We start from the raw sequence: 20,393 nt of genomic DNA, 5'->3' as shown, positions 1-20,393 counted from the left end.
GAATCCACCACCGGTCCGGTCTGACGCCGGTTTTTCGGGAGGCGGGCAAAGAAAAAGCCCCGGAGTGTGGAATCTCCGGGGCTTTTCGGGTGAGTGGTGGAACCGGGGGGAATCGAACCCCCGTCCGCAAGCCATCCTCAGGCAGTTCTACGTGTGTAGTTCTCTGATTTGAGTCTCATGTCGCTGACGGGCAGGAACACCCTTCAGACAACACCAGTCACTTTGTCTTGTCTCCGGCTGTGTGACCCCACCGAAGACCAGCCCATGTAGATTACCTCTCAGCCCTTGCGGGCCCGGCCCATCGGCCAACCGTTGAGAGGCTCACCGGTGTTAAGCGGCGAGAGCGTACGTAGAGTCGTTCGCAGTTACTTTGTTTCCAGTGGTTTTACGAGCGAACTGGTGCTCGACACGCCCTGCTCCAATTCCGAACCCACGTCGAAACCAGGTCGGCCCCTGAACCGCGTATCTTAGGCCATTCCGGGCAGGTTCAAGAGCTCGGCCGGCAAATTGATGAGGTGATCGGCACCCCAGGCCTCGATCGGCTCGCCCTGGCCGAGGTAGCCCCAGGCCACGGCGACCGTGCCCATGCCCGCCGCCCGGCCGGCCTGCACGTCGCGCAGGTCGTCGCCGACGTAGAGGCAGTGTGCCGGATCGACGCCCATGCGCCGGGCGGCTTCGAACAGCGGCTCGGGGTGGGGCTTGGCGTGCGGCGTGGTGTCGCCGCAGACCAGCGTGCGGCTGCGCTGCTGCAGCCCAGCCGCCGCCACGACCGGCACGGCGAAGCGGCTGTGCTTGTTGGTGACGATGCCCCAGGGCATGCCCGCAGCGTCGAGCGCGTCCAGCACCGGCGCCATGTCCGCGAACACCCGCGTCAGCCGGGTCATGCGGGCTTCGTAGATCGCCAGGTACTCGTGCTTGAGGGTCTCGAACTCGGGATGCTCGGGCGTGATCTGCAGCGCCACGCCCAGCATGCCGCGTGCGCCCGCGCCGGTCATCGGCCGAAAGGCGGCCAGCGGCAGGGCGGGCAGGCCACGCCGTTCGCGCAGGTCGTTGCCCGCGCCCCCCAGATCGGGCGCACTGTCGAGCAGCGTGCCGTCAAGATCGAACAACACCGCATGGATGCGCTGTGCCGCTGTCACACTGTCCCCTTGCGACACGCCAGCAGGTAGTTGACGCTGGTGTCGTCGCTGAGCCAGTAGCGCTTGGTCAGCGGGTTGTATTCCATGCCGCGGGTGTGCTGCAGGTCGAGTCCGGCCGAGCGGCACCAGGTCGCCAGCTCGCTGGGGCGGATGAACTTGGCGTATTCGTGCGTGCCGGCCGGCAGCAGGCGCAGCAGGTATTCCGCACCGACGATGGCAAACAGGAAAGACTTGGGATTGCGGTTCAGCGTGGACAGGAACACCCAGCCGCCCGGCTTCACCAGCTTCGCGCAGGCCGCGACGATGGCCGCCGGATCGGGCACGTGTTCGACCATTTCCATGCAGGTGACGAGGTCGAACTGGCCGGGCTGCTCATCGGCCAGCACCTCGGCGGCGACCTCGCGGTAGGCCACGTTGTCGATGCCCGCTTCCATCGCGTGCAACTGGGCCACTTTCAGCGAACGTTCGGCCAGATCGACGCCCAGCACCTGCGCACCCTTGCGCGCCATGGCCTCGCTGAGGATTCCGCCGCCACAGCCAACATCGACGATGCGGCGCCCGTCAAGCGGGCCGGCGCACTGTTCGATCCAGCCCAGCCGCAGCGGGTTGATCTGGTGGAGGGGTCGGAATTCGCTCTCGGGATCCCACCACTTGTGGGCCAGTTCGCTGAACTTGGCGAGTTCCTTGGGGTCGGCGTTGGTCATCGTCGTCATCCGGTGATCCTAGTCGAAATGGCAAAGTGGTCCGCCCATGAAAAAACCCCGCCGGAGCGGGGTTTCGCCGTGAGCAAGCCGAAGCTGCTGACGAGTGTGCTTACTTCTTGATGCGCGTACCGACGACTTCGATCTCGACGCGGCGATTCTTGGCCTTGCCTTCCTTCGTCTTGTTGTCGGCGACGGGCTGCTTCTCGCCCTTGCCTTCGGTGTAGACGCGGTTCGGCTCGATGCCCTTGCTGACCAGATACTTCTTGACGGCTTCCGCACGGCGGACCGACAGCTTCTGGTTGTAGGCGTCCGAAGCGTCGCTGTCGGTGTGGCCGACGGCGATGATGACTTCGAGGTTGATGCCCTTGACCTTGCTGACCAGATCGTCCAGCTTGGCGCCGGCTTCCTTCTTCAGCACCGACTTGTTGGTGTCGAAGAATGCGTCGGCAGCGAAGGTGACCTTCTCGCTGACCGGGGCGGCCGGGGCCACCACAGGCGCCGGCTTCGGAGCCGCCACAGGAGCGACCGGAGCAGGAGCCGGAGCGGGAGCCGGGGCCGGTGCGGGAGCAGGTGCCGGAGCAGCAGGCTTTGCCGGAACCGGAACGCCATCGCACGGCAGCACGCCGGTCGCCGGAGTCCACGTAGCATCGCGCCAGCAGAGTTCGTTGGAGCCGTTCTTGACGACGGTGCCGTCAGCAGCACGCCAGTTGTCCATGGCGCCGGAGGTCGAGCCACCGGTCGCACAGGCGGCCAGTGCGGCCGACGCGAACAGCAGTGCAACCTTGTTGAGTTTGTTCATGGTTCTCCTCTCGAGAAAAGCCGCAAATCGGGCTGCAAGATGCAGAAAAAGCGGCGGCCCATGCTTGCCGATGAGAGCGCGGCGCTAGGGACCGACAAATTGATTGTGCCATACGAGGTCAAGCGGATCGTTAGGGGGAACGGGGGCCTCCTGACGGGCTGTTGCGCGCTGGCGACATTGCGTGGCTCGTAGAATGCAGGGCTCGACCGTCCGCGCTGGGACCCTGACCGCATGACTCAATTCGCCAAAGAAACACTGCCCATCAGCCTCGAAGAGGAGATGCGCCGCTCTTATCTGGATTACGCGATGAGCGTGATCGTCGGTCGGGCGCTTCCGGACGCGCGCGACGGGCTCAAGCCGGTGCATCGGCGCGTGCTGTTCGCGATGCACGAACTGAACAATGACTGGAACCGCCCCTACAAGAAGTCTGCCCGCATCGTCGGCGACGTGATCGGTAAATACCACCCGCACGGCGACACGGCGGTCTACGACACGATCGTGCGCATGGCGCAGGACTTCTCGCTGCGCCACATGCTGGTCGACGGGCAGGGCAACTTCGGTTCGGTCGACGGCGACAACGCCGCCGCCATGCGGTACACCGAAATCCGCCTGTCCAAGATCGCCCACGAGATGCTGGCGGATCTGGACAAGGAAACGGTCGACTTCGGGCCGAACTACGACGGCAGCGAAAAGGAGCCGCTGGTGATGCCGGCCCGGCTGCCCAACCTGCTGGTGAACGGATCCTCCGGCATCGCGGTCGGCATGGCCACCAACATTCCGCCGCACAACCTCAACGAGGTGGTGAGCGCGTGCCAGCACCTGCTGCAGCACCCCGAGGCGACGATCGACGAGCTGATGGAGATCATCCCGGCGCCGGACTTCCCGACCGCCGGCATCATCTACGGCGTCAGCGGCGTGCGCGAGGGCTACCGCACCGGCCGCGGCCGCGTCGTGATGCGCGCCAAGGTCCACTTCGAGGACATCGACCGGGGTGCCCGCCAGTCCATCATCGTCGACGAGATTCCCTATCAGGTGAACAAGAAGACGCTGCTGGAGCGCATCGCCGAGCTGGTCCACGAGAAGAAGATCGACGGCATCAGCCACATCCAGGACGAGTCGGACAAGTCCGGCATGCGGGTGGTGATCGAGCTGAAGCGCGGTGAAGTGCCCGAGGTGGTGCTGAACAACCTGTACAAGCAGACGCAGCTGCAGGACAGCTTCGGCATGAACATGGTTGCGCTGATCGACGGTCAGCCGCGCCTGTGCAACCTGAAGCTGCTGCTGGAGATCTTCCTGGAGCACCGCCGCGAGGTGGTGACGCGCCGCACGGTGTTCGAGCTGCGCAAGGCACGCGAGCGCGGGCATGTGCTGGAAGGGCTGGCGGTCGCGCTGGCCAACATCGACGACTTCATCCAGATCATCAAGGCCTCGCCCACGCCGCCGGTGGCCAAGGCGGCGCTGATGAACAAGAGCTGGGACTCGCAGCTCGTGCGCGACATGCTCGCCCGCGCCGAAGAGGCCGGCACGCTCGGCGGCCGCGAGGCTTACCGGCCGGAAGGGCTGCCCACGCACTTCGGCATGCAGCCGGACGGCCTGTACCGCCTGTCGGACGACCAGGCCGGCGAGATCCTGCAGATGCGCCTGCAGCGCCTGACCGGGCTGGAGCAGGACAAGATCATCGGCGAGTACAAGGACGTGATGGCCGTCATCGCCGACCTGCTCGACATCCTGGCCCGGCCGGAGCGCGTCACCACGATCATCGGGGACGAGCTGACGGCGCTGAAGCTGGAGTTCGGCCAGACCAAGGTCGGCGCCCGCCGCTCGGTGGTCGAGCACAACGTGCAGGAACTCGGCACCGAAGACCTGATCACGCCGACCGACATGGTCGTGACGCTGAGTCACACCGGCTACATCAAGAGCCAGCCGCTCGCCGAATACCGCTCGCAGAAGCGCGGTGGGCGCGGCAAGCAGGCGACCGCCACCAAGGACGACGACTGGGTCGACCAGCTCTTCATCGCCAACACGCACGACTGGATCCTGTGCTTCAGCGACCGCGGGCGCGTGTACTGGCTCAAGGTCTGGGAAGTGCCGCAGGGCGGGCGCGCCAGCCGTGGCAAGCCGATCGTCAACATGTTCCCGCTGCAGCCGGGCGAGAAGATCACGGTCGTGCTGCCGCTGACGGGTGCCAACCGCACCTTCCCGGCCGACCACTTCATCTTCATGTGCACCGCGCGCGGCACGGTGAAGAAGACCGCGCTCGACGACTTCAGCAACCCGCGCAAGGCCGGCATCATCGCGGTCGATCTGGACGAGGGTGACTACCTGATCGGCGCGGCGCTGACCGATGGCGCGCACGACGTGATGCTGTTCAGCGATGGCGGCAAGGCGGTGCGCTTCGACGAGAACGATGTGCGTCCGCTGGGTCGGCAGGCGCGCGGTGTGCGCGGCATGGCGCTCGAAGAAGGGCAGCGCGTCATCGCGATGCTGGTCGCCGAGGACGAGACCCAGAGCGTGCTGACCGCCACCGAAAACGGCTACGGCAAGCGCACCTCCATCGGCGAGTACACCCGCCACGGCCGTGGCACCAAGGGCATGATCGCCATCCAGCAGAGCGAGCGCAACGGCCGGGTGGTCGCCGCGACGCTGGTGCGACCGGCTGACGAGATCATGCTGATCACCGACAAGGGCGTGCTGGTGCGCACCCGGGTGTCGGAGATCCGCGAACTCGGCCGTGCCACCCAGGGCGTGACGCTGATCGCACTGGACGAAGGCGCCAAACTCTCGGGTCTGCAGCGCATCGTCGAGAACGACGCGGCCGCCGACGCCGTGTCGGTGACCGACTCCGCCAATCCTGAAACCGATGCCGGCGACACCGCCGGGGAAAGCCTCTGATGACTTCCAACCTGTGGCGCTCGGCGCTGACGACCGGCGCCCTGTGTGTGCTGATGACCGCCCCGATGCTGGCATCGGCCCAGAGCAGCCCCACCAAGAAGGAGCTGGTCGCCAAGGTGGTCCAGTTGCAGCAGGGCGGCGTCGAGGGCATCGCCCGCAGCCTGGTCGAGCAGCCGGCGATGGCCTTGATGCAGCAGGCCGGTCAGGTGCTGCAGACCCGCATCGCGCCCGAGAAGCGCGAGGAGATGGCCAAGGCGATCCAGGCCGACATCCGCAAGTACGTCGAGGAAACCAATCCGCTGCTGCGCGACAAGGCGCTGAAGCTGGCGCCGAGCGTGATGGGGCCGCTGCTGGAGGAGAAGTTCACCGAGGACGAACTCAAGCAGCTGGTGGGCTGGCTGGAATCGCCGGTCGTGCGCCGCTACCAGCAACTCACGCCGGAGATCCAGAAGGGGCTGTCCGAGAAGCTCGTCGCCGAGACGCGCTCGCTGGTCGAGCCGAAGCTGCAGGCGCTGGACCGCAGCGTCAGTGGCCGCCTGGGCCTGCCGCCGCCGCCGGCCAAGGGGGCGTCGGCCCCGGCCAAGAAGTGATTCAGGAAGCCACGCCGTTTTCCTGGTCCCCAGTCCTGCCTGTGAGTTGACGATGTCCCAGCGTCCCTACAACTTCTCCGCCGGCCCGGCGGCGCTCCCCGAGGAAGTCCTGCGCGAAGCCGCGGCCGAGATGCTCGACTGGCACGGCTCGGGCATGGGCGTGATGGAGATGAGCCACCGTGGCCGCGAGTTCATGTCCATCGCCGAAGCCGCCGAGGCCGACCTGCGCGAGTTGCTTGCGGTGCCGGCGAACTTCCGCATCCTGTTCATGCAGGGCGGCGGGCTGGCCGAGAACGCGATCGTGCCGATGAACCTGTCGCGCGGCGAGGCGGCCGACTTCGTCGTCACCGGCTCGTGGTCGCAGAAATCGGCCAAGGAGGCGCTGCGCTACTGCGACGCCAAGGTCATCGCCAGCAATGCCGAAGGCGGTCACCTGACGATGCCGGACCCGGCGGGCTGGGCGCTACGGCCGGGGGCGCGCTATGTCCACGTCTGCACCAACGAGACGATCCACGGCGTCGAGTTCCAGACGCTGCCGGACCTGAAGGCGCTGGGCAGCGACGCGGCGCTGGTGATCGACTGCTCCTCGCACATCCTGTCGCGCACGGTCGACTGGTCCAAGGTCGGTCTGGCGTTCGCGGGCGCGCAGAAGAACATCGGCCCGGCCGGCGTCACGATCGTGATCGTGCGCGAAGACCTGCTCGGCCACGCGCTGGCGATCTGCCCGAGTGCGTTCGACTACAAGACGGTCGCCGACAACGCCTCGATGTACAACACGCCGCCGACCTACGGCATCTACATCGCCGGGCTGGTGTTCCAGTGGGTGAAGCGCCAGGGTGGCGTGGCCGAGATGGAGCGCCGTGCGGTCGAGAAGGCCGCGCTGCTTTATGGTTGCCTCGATGGCGAGGGCGCGAATTTCTACGTCAACCGCATCGACCCGGTCTGCCGCTCGCGCATGAACGTGCCCTTCCAGTTGCGCGACGAGTCGCGCAACGAGGCCTTCCTCGCCGGCGCGAAGGCGCGCGGCCTGCTGCAGCTCAAGGGCCACAAGAGCGTCGGCGGGATGCGCGCCTCGATCTACAACGCGATGCCGCTGGCTGGCGTGCAGGCGCTGGTGGACTACTTGCGCGACTTTGCCGCCGCGAACGGCTGACCCGACCGAACAGAACAACACCACGAGACCCTCGCCATGACCACGCCGACCCTGCCCACCTTGCCGGAGCTGCGCGACAAGATCGACGCCCTCGACCGCGAGCTGCTCGCGCTGCTCAACCGACGCGCCGGGCTGGCGCTGGAGGTCGGCGAGATCAAGAAGAAGGAAGGCTCGGTCGTCTTCCGCCCCGAGCGCGAGGCGCAGGTCATCGACGGCCTGAAGTCCGGCAACTCCGGCCCGCTGAAAAACGAGAGCGTCGCCCCGATCTGGCGCGAGATCATGTCGGCCTGCCGCTCGCTGGAGACGCCCACCCGCGTCGCCTACCTCGGCCCGGCCGGCACCTTCAGCGAGGAAGCCGCGCTCGGCTACTTCGGCTCGTCCATCGTGCGCGTGCCGTGCGTGAGCATCGACGAGGTCTTCCGCAGCACCTCGGCCGGCGTGGCCGACTTCGGCGTCGTGCCGGTCGAGAACTCCACCGAGGGCATGGTGGCGCGCTCGCTGGACATCTTTCTGACCATGCCGCTGTTCATCATCGGCGAGACCAGCCTGTTCGTGCGCCACAACCTGCTGCGCAAGGAGAACGCGCTGGAGGGCATCACTGCAGTCTGTGCCCACCCGCAGGCGCTGGCGCAGTGCCACGAATGGCTCTCGCTGCACCTGCCGCACGCCGAGCGCCGCCCGGTGTCGAGCAACGCCGAAGGCGCGCGCCTGGCCGCACTCGATCCGTCGATTGCTGGCATCGCCAGCACCCGCGCGGCCAGCGAATACGGCGTCCACGTCGTCGCCCCGGCGATCCAGAACGACACCCACAACCGCACCCGCTTCGCCATCGTCACCGACCCGCTGCGCCACCCGGCGCCGCAGGCCTCCGGCCACGACTGCACGAGTCTGGTGGTGTCGGTGGAGAACCGCCCCGGTGCGATGTACGACATCCTCGCGCCGCTGAAGAAGCACGGCGTGTCGATGAGCCGGCTGGAGTCGCGCCCGGCGCGCTCGGGCCAGTGGGAGTACTACTTCTTCATCGACGTGCAGGGCCACCCGAACCAGCCCGCAGTGCAGACCGCGCTGCATGAGCTGCGCGAGTCCTGCGCCTTCTTCAAGGTGCTCGGCACCTACCCGATCGACGTTCACTGAGCACGGCTCCGACCATCATCATGTTCAATCAACTGGGGGTGATCGGCTGCGGCCTGATGGGCGGCAGCTTCGCGCTGGCGCTGAAAAGAGCCGGGCTGGTGCAGCGCGTGGTGGGCTACAGCAAGTCGCCGTCCACGGTGGAGCGGGCACGCCGCATGGGCGTGATCGACATCGCGGCCGAGTCGGCGCTGCTGGCGGTGTCGGGCTCGGACATCGTGCTGATCGCGGTGCCGGTCGCCGCGAGCGAGGCCACGTTCAAGGCGATCCGCCACATGGTCGAGCCGGGCACGCTGTTCATGGACGTGGGCAGCACCAAGCGCGACGTGGTCGATGTGGCGCGGCGTGTGCTCAAGGAGCGCATCGGCAGCTTCGTGCCCGCGCACCCGATCGCAGGCAAGGAAGTCGCCGGGGTCGAGCACGCCGATGTGCAGCTCTACCAGGGCAAGCAGGTCATCCTCACCCCGCTGGCGCAGACCGACCCGGTGATGGTGCAGAAGGCCACCGACGTGTGGGCGGCGATCGGCTGCCAGGTGCTGCGCATGACGCCGGAGAACCACGACACGGCGTTTGCCGCCGTCAGCCACCTGCCGCACCTGCTGGCCTTTGCCTACTTCAACGCGGTGATGTTGCAGCCGGCCGGGCGCGAGTTCCTGTCGCTGGCCGGCCCGGGTTTCCGCGACTTCACGCGCATCGCCGCGAGTGATCCGACCGTCTGGCGCGACATCCTGCAGAGCAACCGCGAGGAGATCCTCAAGCAGTCGCAGCGCCTGCGCCATGCGCTCGACGCCTTCGAGGTCGTCATGCGCTCGGGCAACCAGGAAGCCCTCGAAGACCTCATCCGCACCGCCTCCGATGGCCGTGCCGGCTGGCAGATGAATGCCCGCCCGGCCACCGCCCGCTGAAATCTCCCGTCCGCGCCATGTATTCGATTCCGTTTCTCGATCTCCCGCCGCTCGGCCACGCCGCCGGCACGGTCCACCTGCCGGGCTCCAAGAGCATCTCCAACCGCCTGCTGCTGCTGGCCGGACTGAGCGAGGGCACGACGACGCTGGTCGATCTGCTCGACTCGGACGACACGCGGGTGATGCTGGACGCGCTGCGCACGCTGGGCTGCACGATCGTGGTGGAGGGACGTTTCACCCGCATCACCGGGTTCGCTGGCCGCCCCGCCGTGCATGAGGCCACGCTGTTCCTCGGCAACGCCGGCACCGCGATGCGCCCGCTGACCGCCGCGCTGTCGGTGGTCTCGACGCTGGTGGCGGACACCGCGTTCACGCTCGGCGGCGTCAAGCGCATGCACGAGCGGCCGATCGGCGACCTGGTCGACGCCCTGCGCGGGCTGGGTAGCGTGGTCGAGTGCCTGGGCGTCGAAGGCTATCCGCCGCTGCGCGTGGCCGGGGGCACGCTGGCGCTGGACACGCCGGTGCGTGTGCGCGGCGATGTGTCGAGCCAGTTCCTGACCGCGCTGCTGCTGGCGCTGCCGCTGGCGGCGACCGAGCGGGCGGTGACGATCGAGGTGGTCGGCGAGCTGATCTCCAAGCCCTACATCGAGATCACGCTGAACCTGCTGCAGCGCTTTGGCATCGCCGTCGAGCGCCACGGCTGGGAGCGCTTCGTCATCCCCGCCGGCAGCCGCTACGTCACGCCGGGCGAGGTCCACGTCGAGGGCGATGCGTCGTCGGCGTCCTACTTCATCGCGCTGGGTGCCATCGCCGGCGTGGACGCGCCGGTGCGCATCGAGGGTGTGGGTGCGGCCTCGATCCAGGGCGACATCCGCTTTGTCGAGGCGGCCGAGGCGATGGGCGCGCTGGTGCGCGCCGAGCCGAACGCGCTGGAGATCCGGCGCGGGGCGTGGCCGCTGAAGGCGATCGACCTCGACTGCAACCACATCCCCGACGCGGCGATGACGCTGGCCGTGATGGCGCTCTACGCCGACGGTCCGAGCACGCTGCGCAACATCGCGAGCTGGCGCGTGAAGGAAACCGACCGCATCGCCGCGATGGCTTGCGAGCTGCGCAAGCTCGGCGCCACGGTGGAGGAGGGCGCGGACTACCTCCGCGTCGAGCCACTGGCGACCTTCCAGCCGGCGGCGATCCACACCTACGACGACCACCGCATGGCGATGTGCCTGTCGCTGGCGGCGTTCAACCGGCTGAACCCGGCGGGTGACGGCGAGCACGCGGTGCCGGTGCGCATCCTCGATCCGAAGTGCGTCGCCAAGACCTTCCCGGACTACTTCGAGGCGCTGTTCTCGGTCGTCACGGCGCGGCCGGCGGACATTCCCGTGCTGACCATCGACGGGCCGACCGCTTCCGGCAAGGGCACGCTGTCGGCCTGCGTGGCCAACCGGCTGGGCTACCACACGCTCGATTCCGGCTCGCTCTACCGCGTCACGGCCCTGGCCGCGCGCCGCGCCGGGGTGTCGGCGGCCGACGAGGCCGGACTGGCGGCGATCGCCCGTTCGATGGGGCTGCGCTTCGAGGGCGTGCGCGTGCTGCTGGCGGGCGAGGACGTGAGCGACGAGCTGCGCGAGGAGGCGGTCGGCACGATGGCCTCGCAGATCTCGGCGTGGCCGGCGGTGCGGGCGGCGCTGTTCGACCTGCAGTGTGGTTTCCGGCAACTGCCGGGGCTGGTGGCCGACGGACGCGACATGGGCACCGTGATCTTCCCCGACGCGCCGCTCAAGATCTTCCTGACGGCTACAGCCGCTGCGCGGGCCGCGCGGCGCCACAACCAATTGATTTCCAAGGGAATTCCTGCTAGTCTCGACGACCTTCGAGCCGACTTGGATGCGCGCGACGAGCGGGACAGATCCCGCGCCACCGCCCCCTTGAAGCCGGCTGAAGACGCGGTTCTGCTGGACAACTCGCAGCTCGGCATCGATGCCTCGATGCAGCAGGTGGTGGTCTGGTGGGACGCGAGACAACCGTTCGAGGCCACGTCGGCGCCCGCCCACTGACGCCCCGCACGGATCCGCAACCTAACCCCGCCACGGAAGTGGTACCCGCCACCGGGACAGTCCCGGTGCAGAAAGTCCCCCAATGTCCCAAGCAGCTATGGCCGATTTCGGCATGGATTCCTTCGCGTCGATGTTCGAGGAGTCGCTCCAGCAGGCCAACATGCGTCCTGGTGAAGTGATCTCGGCGGAAGTCGTCCGCATCGAGCACAACTTCGTCGTCGTCAACGCCGGCCTGAAGTCCGAAGCCTACGTTCCCCTGGAAGAGTTCAAGAACGACAAGGGCGAACTCGAAGTCCAGATCGGCGACTTCGTGTCGGTGGCCATCGACGCCATCGAAAACGGCTACGGCGACACCATCCTGTCGCGCGACAAGGCCAAGCGTCTGGCCTCGTGGCTGTCGCTGGAAACCGCGCTGGAGTCCGGCGACTTCGTGACCGGCACCGTGTCGGGCAAGGTCAAGGGCGGCCTGACCGTGCTGGTCAACGGCATCCGCGCCTTCCTGCCGGGTTCCCTGCTGGACACGCGTCCGGTCAAGGACATGAGCCCGTACGAAGGCAAGACGATGGAGTTCAAGGTCATCAAGCTCGACCGCAAGCGCAACAATGTTGTGCTGTCGCGTCGCGCGGTGGTCGAGGCTTCGATGGGCGAAGAGCGCGCCAAGCTGCTGGAAACGCTGCGCGAAGGTGCCTTCGTCAACGGCGTGGTCAAGAACATCACCGAATACGGTGCGTTCGTGGACCTGGGTGGCATCGACGGCCTGCTGCACATCACCGACATGGCCTGGCGCCGTGTCCGTCACCCGAGCGAAGTGGTGACGGTGGGTCAGGAGCTGACCGCCAAGGTGCTGAAGTTCGACGCCGAGAAGAACCGCGTCTCGCTGGGCCTGAAGCAGATGGGCGACGACCCGTGGTACGGCGTGTCGCGTCGCTACCCGTCGAGCACCCGCCTGTTCGGCAAGGTCACGAACATCGCCGACTACGGTGCGTTCGTGGAAATCGAGCCTGGCATCGAAGGCCTGGTCCACGTCTCCGAAATGGACTGGACCAACAAGAACGTGGCGCCTTCCAAGATCGTGGCCCTGGGCGACGAAGTGGAAGTCATGGTCCTGGAGATCGACGAAGACAAGCGTCGCATCTCGCTGGGCATGAAGCAGTGCCGTGCCAACCCGTGGGACGAGTTCGCGCAGAACTTCAAGCGCGGCGACAAGGTCAAGGGCCCCGTCAAGTCGATCACCGACTTCGGCGTGTTCGTGGGTCTGGCCGCTGGCATCGACGGTCTGGTGCACCTGTCCGACCTGAGCTGGAACGAGACCGGCGAAGCGGCCGTGCGCAACTTCAAGAAGGGCCAGGACGTCGAAGCCGTCGTGCTGGGCATCGATGTCGAGCGCGAGCGCATCTCGCTGGGCATCAAGCAGCTCGACGCCGATCCGTTCACCAACTACACCTCGGTCAACGACCGCGGCATGACGGTGACCGGCAAGGTCAAGACCGTGGACGCCCGTGGCGCCGAGATCCAGCTGAGCGACGAAGTCACCGGCTACCTGCGTGCTTCCGAGCTGGCCCGCGAGCGTGTCGAAGACGCCCGCAACCTGCTCAAGGAAGGCGACGATGTCTCCGCCATGATCATCAACATCGACCGCAAGACGCGTTCGATCCAGTTGTCGATCAAGGCCAAGGACAGCGTCGAGCAGCAAGAAGCCCTGCAGCGCCTGTCGGTCGACAACCGCGAGACCGTCGGCAACGCCGGCACCACCAGCCTGGGCGCTCTGCTCAAGGCCAAGCTCGACCAGGGCAACTGATCGCGTGACACGCTGCTGAACCACGGTCCTCGCTGCATGAACCGCTCCGACCTCGTCACATTGCTGGCCAACCGCTTTGGCCAGCTCACGCACCGCGATGCCGAGTTCGCCGTCAAGACGATGCTCGACGCGATGTCGGATGCGCTCGGAAAAGGTCACCGCATCGAGATCCGTGGTTTCGGCAGCTTCGCGATCAACCACCGGCCGCCGCGTGTGGGGCGCAATCCCCGCTCCGGCGAGCCGGTCACCATTCCTGAAAAGCTCGTGCCGCATTTCAAGCCTGGCAAAGCCTTGCGCGAGGCGGTCGACCAGCCCAGCGCCGACCGCGCCGACGGCTGAGCACTAGAATCGCAGTGCCATGCGATTTCTTTCCTGGCTCTTCCGGGCCGCCGTCTTCTTCGTTCTCTTCGCCTTTGCGCTGAACAATCAGCACGAAGCGCAACTCAAATGGTTCTTCGGCTTCGAGTTCCGCGCACCCATGGTGCTGATGGTGCTCGTGGTCTTTGCCGCGGGTGCGGTGTTTGGCGTGCTGGCGATGACACCCAACTGGTGGCGTCAGCGTCGTCGTCTTCCCGGCAAGCCCCTTGCCACTGCCACGGCTCCGGCCAATCCCGCCGCGATGCCGGCTTCCGCCGTGCCGGTCGTGCCTGACGTGCCCCTGAGTCCTCCTTCGCGTGATGGAATTTGATCTGCAGTGGGTGCTGCTGGGGCTGCCGCTGGCCTTCGGGTTTGGCTGGCTGGCGTCTCGTCTCGATCTGCGGCAGTGGCGCCGCGATGCTGAATCCTCGCCGCGCGCCTATTTCAAGGGGCTCAACCTGCTGCTCAACGAACAGCAGGACAAGGCAATCGATGCCTTCATCGAGGCTGTCCAGCATGACCCGGGCAGCTCCGATCTGCATTTCGCGCTGGGCAACCTGTTCCGCCGCCGTGGCGAATATGAGCGTGCCGTTCGCGTCCACCAGCACTTGCTGGCCCGTGCCGACCTTCCCGCCACCGAACGTGACCGTGCGCAGCATGCGCTGGCCCAGGACTATCTGAAGGCCGGCCTGTTCGACCGCGCCGAATCTGCGTTCAAGGCACTGGAGGGCACGGCGTTTGCCACGGATGCCCGTCTGGCGCTACTGACCCTGCACGAGCGTTCGCGCGACTGGAAGTCCGCCATCGAAGTGGCGCGTGGTCTGGAGACGGTGGCCGCTGGATCGTTCGGCCAGCGCATCGCCCACTACGGCTGCGAACTGGCGCTGGAAGCCGATGCCCGCGGCCAGGGCGAGGACGCGCTCGCCGCGCTGGACAAGGCCCGCCAGGCCGCTCCGCAGGCCGCCCGTCCGCTGGTCCTCGCAGGTCAGCGTTGCGCCCGGCTTGGACGGCACGAGCAGGCTCTGGGCTGGTGGTTGCCGCTGGCGGGCGTGCATCCTGGGGCCCTCTCGGTGATTGCCACCGAGCTGGCGACCAGCGCGCTCGCCTGTGGCCGGGGCGACGAGGCGCGGGCCGTGCTGCGTGAACTGCATGCACGGGCGCCGACTTCGGATCTGCTGGCGGCATTGCTCCGGCTCGACGGCGATGCCCAGTCCCGCCGCCAGCTGCTGCTGACACATCTGCAGACCCAGCCCGGACTCGGCCCGGCGCTCAGCTTGCTGCGCGAACACGGCCGCGAGCCGCTGGATCCGCAGGAATTGCAGGCGGTGGAGGTCAGCGTCGCGCAGGCGCTGAAACCGCTGCAACGCTACCGCTGCGCAGCCTGTGGCTTCGAGGCGCAGCAGTATTTCTGGCAATGCCCCGGGTGCCACGGCTGGGATACCTTTCCGCCGCGACGCCTCGAAGACCAATGACCCAGTCCGGGGACATCCCCCATCGGTGTGACCCTTAGGAGGGATGCGGGCTGTGCCCGCGGTCCGTATCGTGACCTTGCATGTCGTGCACATGAGTCCATGTGCCCATGACCACCAAGGGGAATCACCATGCTGATCCGGAAAATCCTGAGCGTTGTGCTGAGTCTGGCTGCCGCCACTTGCCTGGCTGCGGCCGACATCAACAAGGCCACCCAGGCCGAACTCGAATCGATCAAGGGCATCGGCCCGGCCATGTCCGGCAAGATCCTCGACGAGCGCAAGAAGGCGCCGTTCAAGGACTGGGCCGACGTGATGGAGCGTGTCAAGGGGGTCAAGCAGGCGACGGCCAGCAAGTTCTCGACGGGTGGGCTGACGGTCAACGGCCGCACCTTCGACCAGGCGGTCGGAACGCAGGTGGCTGCCGCCGCTGCCCCTGCCGGCGACCTCAAGACCGAGAAGAAGTAAGGCGCGCCACGTTCTGCGCTTCTGGCGGCAGTGCCGGTGCCCGCTGCCGCGCCAGGGCCTGCACCCCTGCACCGTGGCCCCAGCCGAAAAATGCGCGAACTTCCTCCCGCTTGGCCTGGGTGTCGGCTTCACCGAGGGCGATCAGCTCGCGGGTGTACGCGGACTCGAACAGCATGTAGCTCGCCAGCGCGGCACCGCGGGCCGTCTCGCCCTGGCCCGTGACCCCCACGCCCCGCAGCAGGGCCCGGATCGTCCGGGGCAGCGTGTCCAGGTGCTTGCTGGCGATGTCATCCAGACGCTGGCTGGGCGCGATCACCAGCGCTTCGATGGGGCGCAGCGGGGTGCGCGCCCGGGCCTCTGGGGGCAGCAAAGCCAGGGTGCTGTTGATGCGCTGCAGGCGTTCGATGTCCACGGCCAGTGCGTCCAGAAAGATGTTGGACAGTGCGTGGCCCGCGATCTGCGCGATGCTGGGGTAACCGGCAATCTCCAGGTGACCGCCGGGGGGGCTCGTGCATGCGGCCCGCGCCGACGATCAGGATCCGCTCGGCGCCGAGATGCACTGCAGGCGAGATGGGGGCCGCCTGCCGCATCGAGCCATCGCCGAACCAGCCGTGCCGGTCGTCCACAGGCAGCGAGGTCGCCGGGAACACGAAGGGAATGGCGGCAGAGGCCAGCAGATGTCGCACGCCCAGCCGGGTACGGACCGCTTGCCGCTGCGACCGTGTCCACGGTGCGATGTCCTGAGCACACTCGTAGAACGTGATGTGTTCGCCGCTGGAGTAGCTGGAGGCCGTCACGGCCAGGGCGTGCAGATGCCCCTCGGCCATCACGCGGGGCAGCCGGTCGAAGCGCACCATGCGCAGCAGCAGCGTCTCCAGCGGACTGTTGTCGAGCAGGGACCGTGGTCGGACACGCCGCCAGCGGTGCAGCGCCCAGCCAAAGGACATCATGGTCAGCCAGGGCGCACCCGCGCGGATGACCCCCAGCGAGTCGGTGCGATAGACCTGCTCCGAGCGGAATTGGGACCAGACATCCGCGACCTCTCCCACGGCCGCATCGAAGCGGTCGGCCTGGCAAGCCAGCGCCGCGGCATTGATGGCGCCGGCAGAGGTTCCGGCAATGACCTGGTAGGGGCTGGTGCGCGGTGCCCCGCATTCACGCCCGATGCGCGCGACGGCCTTGAGCACACCCACCTGATAGGCCGCGCGTGCGCCACCACCCGTCAGCAGCAGCCCGATCGGACCGGACGGGGGGGGTGCCAGAGCATTCGGGGAGTCCATGTGGCCAGTCTAGCGGTCCGTTCCGGACCAAGGCTGTGCAGAAGGCATCAGAAACGGATGCGTTTCAGGTGCGCCAGATGCGCGGTGCGTGGGGATCGAGTCGCCAGGCCGCTGCCCGCCAGGCGTTGCGCACCGCCACCAGCAGTTGCATCGCAGGCTCCACCCGGTCGGCCAGTACGCGGACCACGACCAGACGGGGATGTGGTGCAGTGGCGCCGCCAGTGCTGGACAGGGCGGAATTGCCGATGGCGGCGCGCGCGCGGTCCAGCAGGTCGGTGCGCTGGTCGGTGGGCAGCGCGGTACCTGCGGCAAACCACAGAGTACCCAGCAAGCGACGGCCAGCCCAGCCGACGGGACTGTCGAGCAGGCGCCGGTCTTCGGCATCGATGACGGCCTGCTCCAGCCACACTCCCGGCAACTCCAGGCGCTGGGTATAGCGGCCGCGTTTCCAGTGTTCCCCTGCCGCGGGCAGGCCCAGGGCCAGCAGATCCCAGCCGATCATCTCTGCGCCGGGTGCCAGATCGAACTGCAGCCGGTTTTCGGCGATGCACTGGGGGTAAGCGATGGTCTCCATCGGGAGCCATTCGAGCCGCGCACCAGTGTCGAGTCTTGCGCGCACCTGTTGCACGGCCGCTGGTCCTGCGCTGCGGTAGTAGCGGGTGGCGCCTGGTGTGGTGATGAGTGCGTGGGTACCGCTGGCGAGCTCGGCGTTGATTTCCAGCACATCGCCACCGACGATGCCGCCGGGCGGATGCACCAGGACATGGTGACAGATGGCCTCGCCTTCCGGGTACAGGCGCTGCAGCACTCTCAGCGGGCCGTGGTGCCGATCCAGCGCGATCGTCCTGTGACCGTCCAGGGAGTATTGAAGGTTCAGTTGTCCTGGCCAGCTCATGGGGAAACCGTGGTGGGTCGTGGTGGTGGTGGTGAGATCGGGTCAATGCATGGGGGATGCCGCGCCAGTGTAGAAGACCCGGGCGAAAAAAAACCGCCACGAGGGCGGCGGTTCTTTCTGGTGGCCCGAAGGCCTGCCGCGTGTCTGATTACAGCGCGACGATGTTCGAGGCCTGCAGACCCTTGGGGCCTTGCTTGACTTCGAATTGAACCTTCTGGTTCTCGGCCAGCGAGCGGAAGCCGCCGTTGTTGCGGATTTCGCTGTGGTGAGCGAACAGGTCCTTGCTACCGTCGGCCGGCGTGATGAAGCCGAAGCCCTTGCCGTCGTCGAACCATTTCACGGTGCCAGTTTGGGTCGTACTCATGGATGATGTTCCTTGTTGAGTGTTGAAAAATGAAGAGCACCCGGCGCATGCCAAAAACCACATGGCAGTCGCAGGGACAGAGACACTCAAGAAACGTCAAACCGGGGATTTGATGACCTGGGCCGGCTCCGCCGAGTACTGCATGGTGGCGAAGCGGAAGAGGAGCAAGACCTTTTAGAAACGGTCTTGTGCATGTCTGTGGCTGCAGTGTAGTCGCAGTTTCCGGTTCGTGCTCAATTTATTCGAAGACCACAGAAGGGGCCCGGGTCACCGTGCCTGCCAGAACCGTTCATGCACCTCGGCCAGTTCGTCCTCGATCTCGGGGACCGGGCCCCAGACGCGGATCGGCTTCTGGCCCCGCGCAAAGACCTCACGGCAGGGAACATCCAGCGTCGGATTTTCCGGGTGGCGCCCGGTCATCGAGCGCAGCCGGGTCTCGCTCATGCCGTAGACCAGCCGGCCGATGCCAGCCCAGTACTGGGTGCCCGAGCACATGCAGCACGGCTCGACCGTCGTGTAGAGCGTGCAGTCCCACAGCAGGTCGGCATCGAACTTGGCTGCAGCCTGCCGCGCGATCACCGCTTCGGCGTGGTTGACGCTGTCGACGTTGCCCTGGATCAGCAGCACCGTCTCATGGTCCGGTGCCACCAGCAGCGCGCCGAAGGGATGGTGGCCTTGCTCCATCGCGGCGCGGGCGATGTCGGCGGCCTGACGCAGATGCACCAGCATCTGCGCCGCAGTGGGGTCAGGGCATGTGAAGGCGTTCATGCCCTGGATGATGCGACGATTTGCGCCTCAGTGGGCATTCGATCCGCGGTGTGCCCAGCCCGTGGTGCGTTTTTCCACCACCGAGAAGAACTCGTACATCACCATCGCCATCGCGCCCACCACGACCAGCCCTGCGAAGGCCAGCCCCATCTGCATCGAGCTGCCCGCCGAGATCAGCAGGTAGCCGATGCCCTCGTTCGCGGCCGTCATCTCCGACACCGTGGTGCCGACGAAGGCCAGCGTGATCGCCACCTTCAGCGAGCCGTAGAAGTAGGGCAGCGAGCGCGGCAGCCCCACCTTGGTCAGCACATCCCAGCGCTTGGCGCCCAGCACGCGCAGCACGTCCTCCAGCTCCGGCTCCAGCGTCGCCAGTCCCGTGGCGATGTTGACCATGATCGGGAAGAAGCTGATGAGGAACGCCGTCAGGATCGCCGGGCCGACGCCGATGCCGAACCACACCACCAGGATCGGCACGAACGCCGCTTTGGGCAGTGCGTTGAATGCCGTCATCAGCGGGTAGACGGCGGTGTAGGCCATGCGCGAGCTGCCGATCAGGAAGCCCAGCAGCACACCTACCACGATCGACAACCCGAAGCCGGCCATCGTCACCCAGAAGGTGCGCCAGGCGTGGCCGGCGATCGTGGCGCCGTGCTCCATCAGGGCGGCGCCAATCGAGGCCGGGCTCGGAAAGATGAACTCGGACACGTTGAACACCGAGCACAGCACCTGCCACAGCAGCAGCACCGCCACCAGCAGGATCCACGGCGACCAGCGTTCCATCGTCTTGTTGTTCATTGCGCGATCTCCGTCGTCGAGGTGGCGGGCTTGCGCATCGCGCCGATGTGGCCACGCAGTTCATGCACGATGGCGGTGAACTCGGGCGTGTAGGTGATTTCCAGGTCACGCGGACGCGGCAGGTCGATCTCGCGCTTGACGACAAAGCGCCCCGGGCTCTTGCTCATCACGTAGACCGTGTCGGCCAGGAACACGCTCTCGCGCAGGTCGTGCGTCACCAGGATGACGTTGAACTTCTGCACCGCCTGCAGGTCGCGCAGCGCGCACCACAGCTCCTCGCGCGTGAACGCATCCAGCGCCCCGAACGGCTCGTCCAGCAGCAGCATCTTCGGCTCATGCACCAGCGCGCGGCAGATCGACGCCCGCTGCTGCATGCCGCCCGAGAGCTGCCACGGGAACTTGTCCTCGTAGCCGCCGAGACCGACGCTCTGCAGCAGCTTGCGCGCCTTCTCGGTGTACTCGGCCTTCTTCTGCTTGAACGACGAGCGGTAGGGCTCGACGATCTCCAGCGGCAGCAGCACGTTCTCCACCGTGGTGCGCCACGGCAGCAGGCTCGGCGCCTGGAAGGCCATGCCGGTGATCTTCAGCGGGCCGGTGACCTCGTGCCCGTCGATCACGACACGGCCCTTGCTCGGGCGCTTCAGGCCGGTGGCCAGTTTCATGAACGTGGATTTGCCGCAGCCGGAAGGCCCGACGATGGCGATGAACTCGCCCTCGCCGACGGTCAGGTTGATGTTCTCCACCGCGAACTGCCCGCTGGCGAGCAGTTCATCGTTGTAGGCGAGCCAGACATCCTGGAAATCGACGAAGGCGGTCGTCATCGTGGCGT

19 protein-coding genes, 1 other RNA gene and 1 pseudogene are annotated in these 20,393 nt (G+C 66.9%); 11 read left to right on the top strand and 10 right to left on the bottom strand.

Annotation, left to right across the window (positions count from 1 at the left end):
* Positions 1-94: 94 nt before the first annotated feature.
* The 4 genes from ssrA to ompA all read right to left on the bottom strand — a co-directional run bounded on the left by ssrA (position 95) and on the right by ompA (position 2,642).
* Positions 95-454: a transfer-messenger RNA gene (ssrA, locus tag U5O44_RS10485) on the bottom strand.
* A gap of 13 nt (positions 455-467) precedes the next feature.
* Complete coding sequence (gene gph, locus U5O44_RS10480; RefSeq protein WP_322588367.1) at positions 468-1,139, bottom strand: phosphoglycolate phosphatase; 672 nt, start codon at positions 1,137-1,139, stop codon at positions 468-470.
* Positions 1,136-1,852 carry a bifunctional 2-polyprenyl-6-hydroxyphenol methylase/3-demethylubiquinol 3-O-methyltransferase UbiG gene (ubiG, locus tag U5O44_RS10475; RefSeq protein ID WP_322588366.1) on the bottom strand — a complete coding sequence of 239 codons (717 nt, stop codon included), beginning with the start codon at positions 1,850-1,852 and terminating at the stop codon, positions 1,136-1,138. Before ubiG ends, gph begins: the two co-directional genes overlap by 4 nt.
* Positions 1,853-1,952: 100 nt before the next feature.
* The gene (gene ompA / locus U5O44_RS10470) at positions 1,953-2,642 is read right to left on the bottom strand and encodes an outer membrane protein OmpA (protein ID WP_322588365.1); all 690 of its coding nucleotides are present in this window, start codon (positions 2,640-2,642) and stop codon (positions 1,953-1,955) included.
* A 231-nt stretch (positions 2,643-2,873) separates the two neighbouring features.
* Here ompA and gyrA point away from each other — a divergent pair, with 231 nt between their 5' ends.
* The 11 genes from gyrA (at position 2,874) to U5O44_RS10415 (ending at position 15,462) form a co-directional block, all read left to right on the top strand.
* Positions 2,874-5,534 (top strand): DNA gyrase subunit A, encoded by a 2,661-nt coding sequence (gene gyrA, locus U5O44_RS10465; protein ID WP_322588364.1) that lies wholly within the window; start codon positions 2,874-2,876, stop codon positions 5,532-5,534.
* Positions 5,534-6,124 carry a DUF2059 domain-containing protein gene (locus tag U5O44_RS10460; RefSeq protein WP_322588363.1) on the top strand — a complete coding sequence of 197 codons (591 nt, stop codon included), beginning with the start codon at positions 5,534-5,536 and terminating at the stop codon, positions 6,122-6,124. Before gyrA ends, U5O44_RS10460 begins: the two co-directional genes overlap by 1 nt.
* A 52-nt stretch (positions 6,125-6,176) precedes the next feature.
* Positions 6,177-7,277, top strand: a complete 1,101-nt coding sequence (gene serC / locus U5O44_RS10455) for a 3-phosphoserine/phosphohydroxythreonine transaminase (protein WP_322588362.1) — start codon at positions 6,177-6,179, stop codon at positions 7,275-7,277.
* A 36-nt stretch (positions 7,278-7,313) separates the two neighbouring features.
* The gene (gene pheA, locus U5O44_RS10450) at positions 7,314-8,411 is read left to right on the top strand and encodes a prephenate dehydratase (RefSeq protein ID WP_322588361.1); all 1,098 of its coding nucleotides are present in this window, start codon (positions 7,314-7,316) and stop codon (positions 8,409-8,411) included.
* A 20-nt stretch (positions 8,412-8,431) separates the two neighbouring features.
* Positions 8,432-9,313 (top strand): prephenate dehydrogenase, encoded by an 882-nt coding sequence (locus tag U5O44_RS10445; protein WP_322588360.1) that lies wholly within the window; start codon positions 8,432-8,434, stop codon positions 9,311-9,313.
* Between the two features lie 17 nt (positions 9,314-9,330).
* A complete protein-coding gene (locus tag U5O44_RS10440; protein WP_322588359.1) occupies positions 9,331-11,370 on the top strand; it encodes a bifunctional 3-phosphoshikimate 1-carboxyvinyltransferase/cytidylate kinase in 2,040 nt (679 codons plus the stop codon).
* A gap of 82 nt (positions 11,371-11,452) precedes the next feature.
* Positions 11,453-13,168 (top strand): 30S ribosomal protein S1, encoded by a 1,716-nt coding sequence (rpsA, locus tag U5O44_RS10435; protein WP_322588358.1) that lies wholly within the window; start codon positions 11,453-11,455, stop codon positions 13,166-13,168.
* A gap of 36 nt (positions 13,169-13,204) precedes the next feature.
* A complete protein-coding gene (locus U5O44_RS10430; RefSeq protein WP_322588357.1) occupies positions 13,205-13,507 on the top strand; it encodes an integration host factor subunit beta in 303 nt (100 codons plus the stop codon).
* A gap of 19 nt (positions 13,508-13,526) precedes the next feature.
* On the top strand, positions 13,527-13,856 hold the full coding sequence (locus tag U5O44_RS10425) for a LapA family protein (RefSeq protein ID WP_322588356.1): 330 nt from the start codon (positions 13,527-13,529) through the stop codon (positions 13,854-13,856).
* Positions 13,846-14,997 carry a lipopolysaccharide assembly protein LapB gene (gene lapB, locus U5O44_RS10420; RefSeq protein ID WP_322588355.1) on the top strand — a complete coding sequence of 384 codons (1,152 nt, stop codon included), beginning with the start codon at positions 13,846-13,848 and terminating at the stop codon, positions 14,995-14,997. Before U5O44_RS10425 ends, lapB begins: the two co-directional genes overlap by 11 nt.
* A 129-nt stretch (positions 14,998-15,126) precedes the next feature.
* Positions 15,127-15,462 carry a ComEA family DNA-binding protein gene (locus tag U5O44_RS10415; RefSeq protein ID WP_322588354.1) on the top strand — a complete coding sequence of 112 codons (336 nt, stop codon included), beginning with the start codon at positions 15,127-15,129 and terminating at the stop codon, positions 15,460-15,462.
* Here the strand turns inward: U5O44_RS10415 and U5O44_RS10405 are convergent.
* The 6 genes and pseudogenes from U5O44_RS10405 to U5O44_RS10380 form a co-directional block, all read right to left on the bottom strand.
* A pseudogene (locus U5O44_RS10405) lies at positions 15,443-16,742 on the bottom strand (patatin-like phospholipase family protein). The gene U5O44_RS10415 and the pseudogene U5O44_RS10405 sit on opposite strands and share 20 nt — an antisense overlap.
* 64 nt (positions 16,743-16,806) lie before the next feature.
* On the bottom strand, positions 16,807-17,637 hold the full coding sequence (locus U5O44_RS10400; protein ID WP_322588351.1) for an urease accessory protein UreD: 831 nt from the start codon (positions 17,635-17,637) through the stop codon (positions 16,807-16,809).
* A gap of 148 nt (positions 17,638-17,785) precedes the next feature.
* Entirely contained in the window at positions 17,786-18,001 is a 216-nt protein-coding gene (locus tag U5O44_RS10395; RefSeq protein WP_322588350.1) for a cold-shock protein, read from the bottom strand.
* Positions 18,002-18,268: 267 nt separating this feature from the next.
* On the bottom strand, positions 18,269-18,769 hold the full coding sequence (locus U5O44_RS10390; protein WP_322588349.1) for a nucleoside deaminase: 501 nt from the start codon (positions 18,767-18,769) through the stop codon (positions 18,269-18,271).
* Between the two features lie 27 nt (positions 18,770-18,796).
* Positions 18,797-19,564, bottom strand: coding sequence for an ABC transporter permease (locus U5O44_RS10385; RefSeq protein ID WP_322588348.1), 768 nt, complete (start codon positions 19,562-19,564; stop codon positions 18,797-18,799).
* Entirely contained in the window at positions 19,561-20,385 is an 825-nt protein-coding gene (locus tag U5O44_RS10380) for an ABC transporter ATP-binding protein (protein WP_322588347.1), read from the bottom strand. Before U5O44_RS10380 ends, U5O44_RS10385 begins: the two co-directional genes overlap by 4 nt.
* Positions 20,386-20,393 lie beyond the last annotated feature (8 nt).

It is taken from the genome of Sphaerotilus sp., assembly GCF_034519685.1.
In the GTDB taxonomy this organism is placed as follows: Bacteria; Pseudomonadota; Gammaproteobacteria; order Burkholderiales; family Burkholderiaceae_C; genus Sphaerotilus.
The sequence above is the reverse complement of the archived record's forward strand: the minus strand, read 5'-3'. Positions and strand labels throughout refer to the sequence as shown.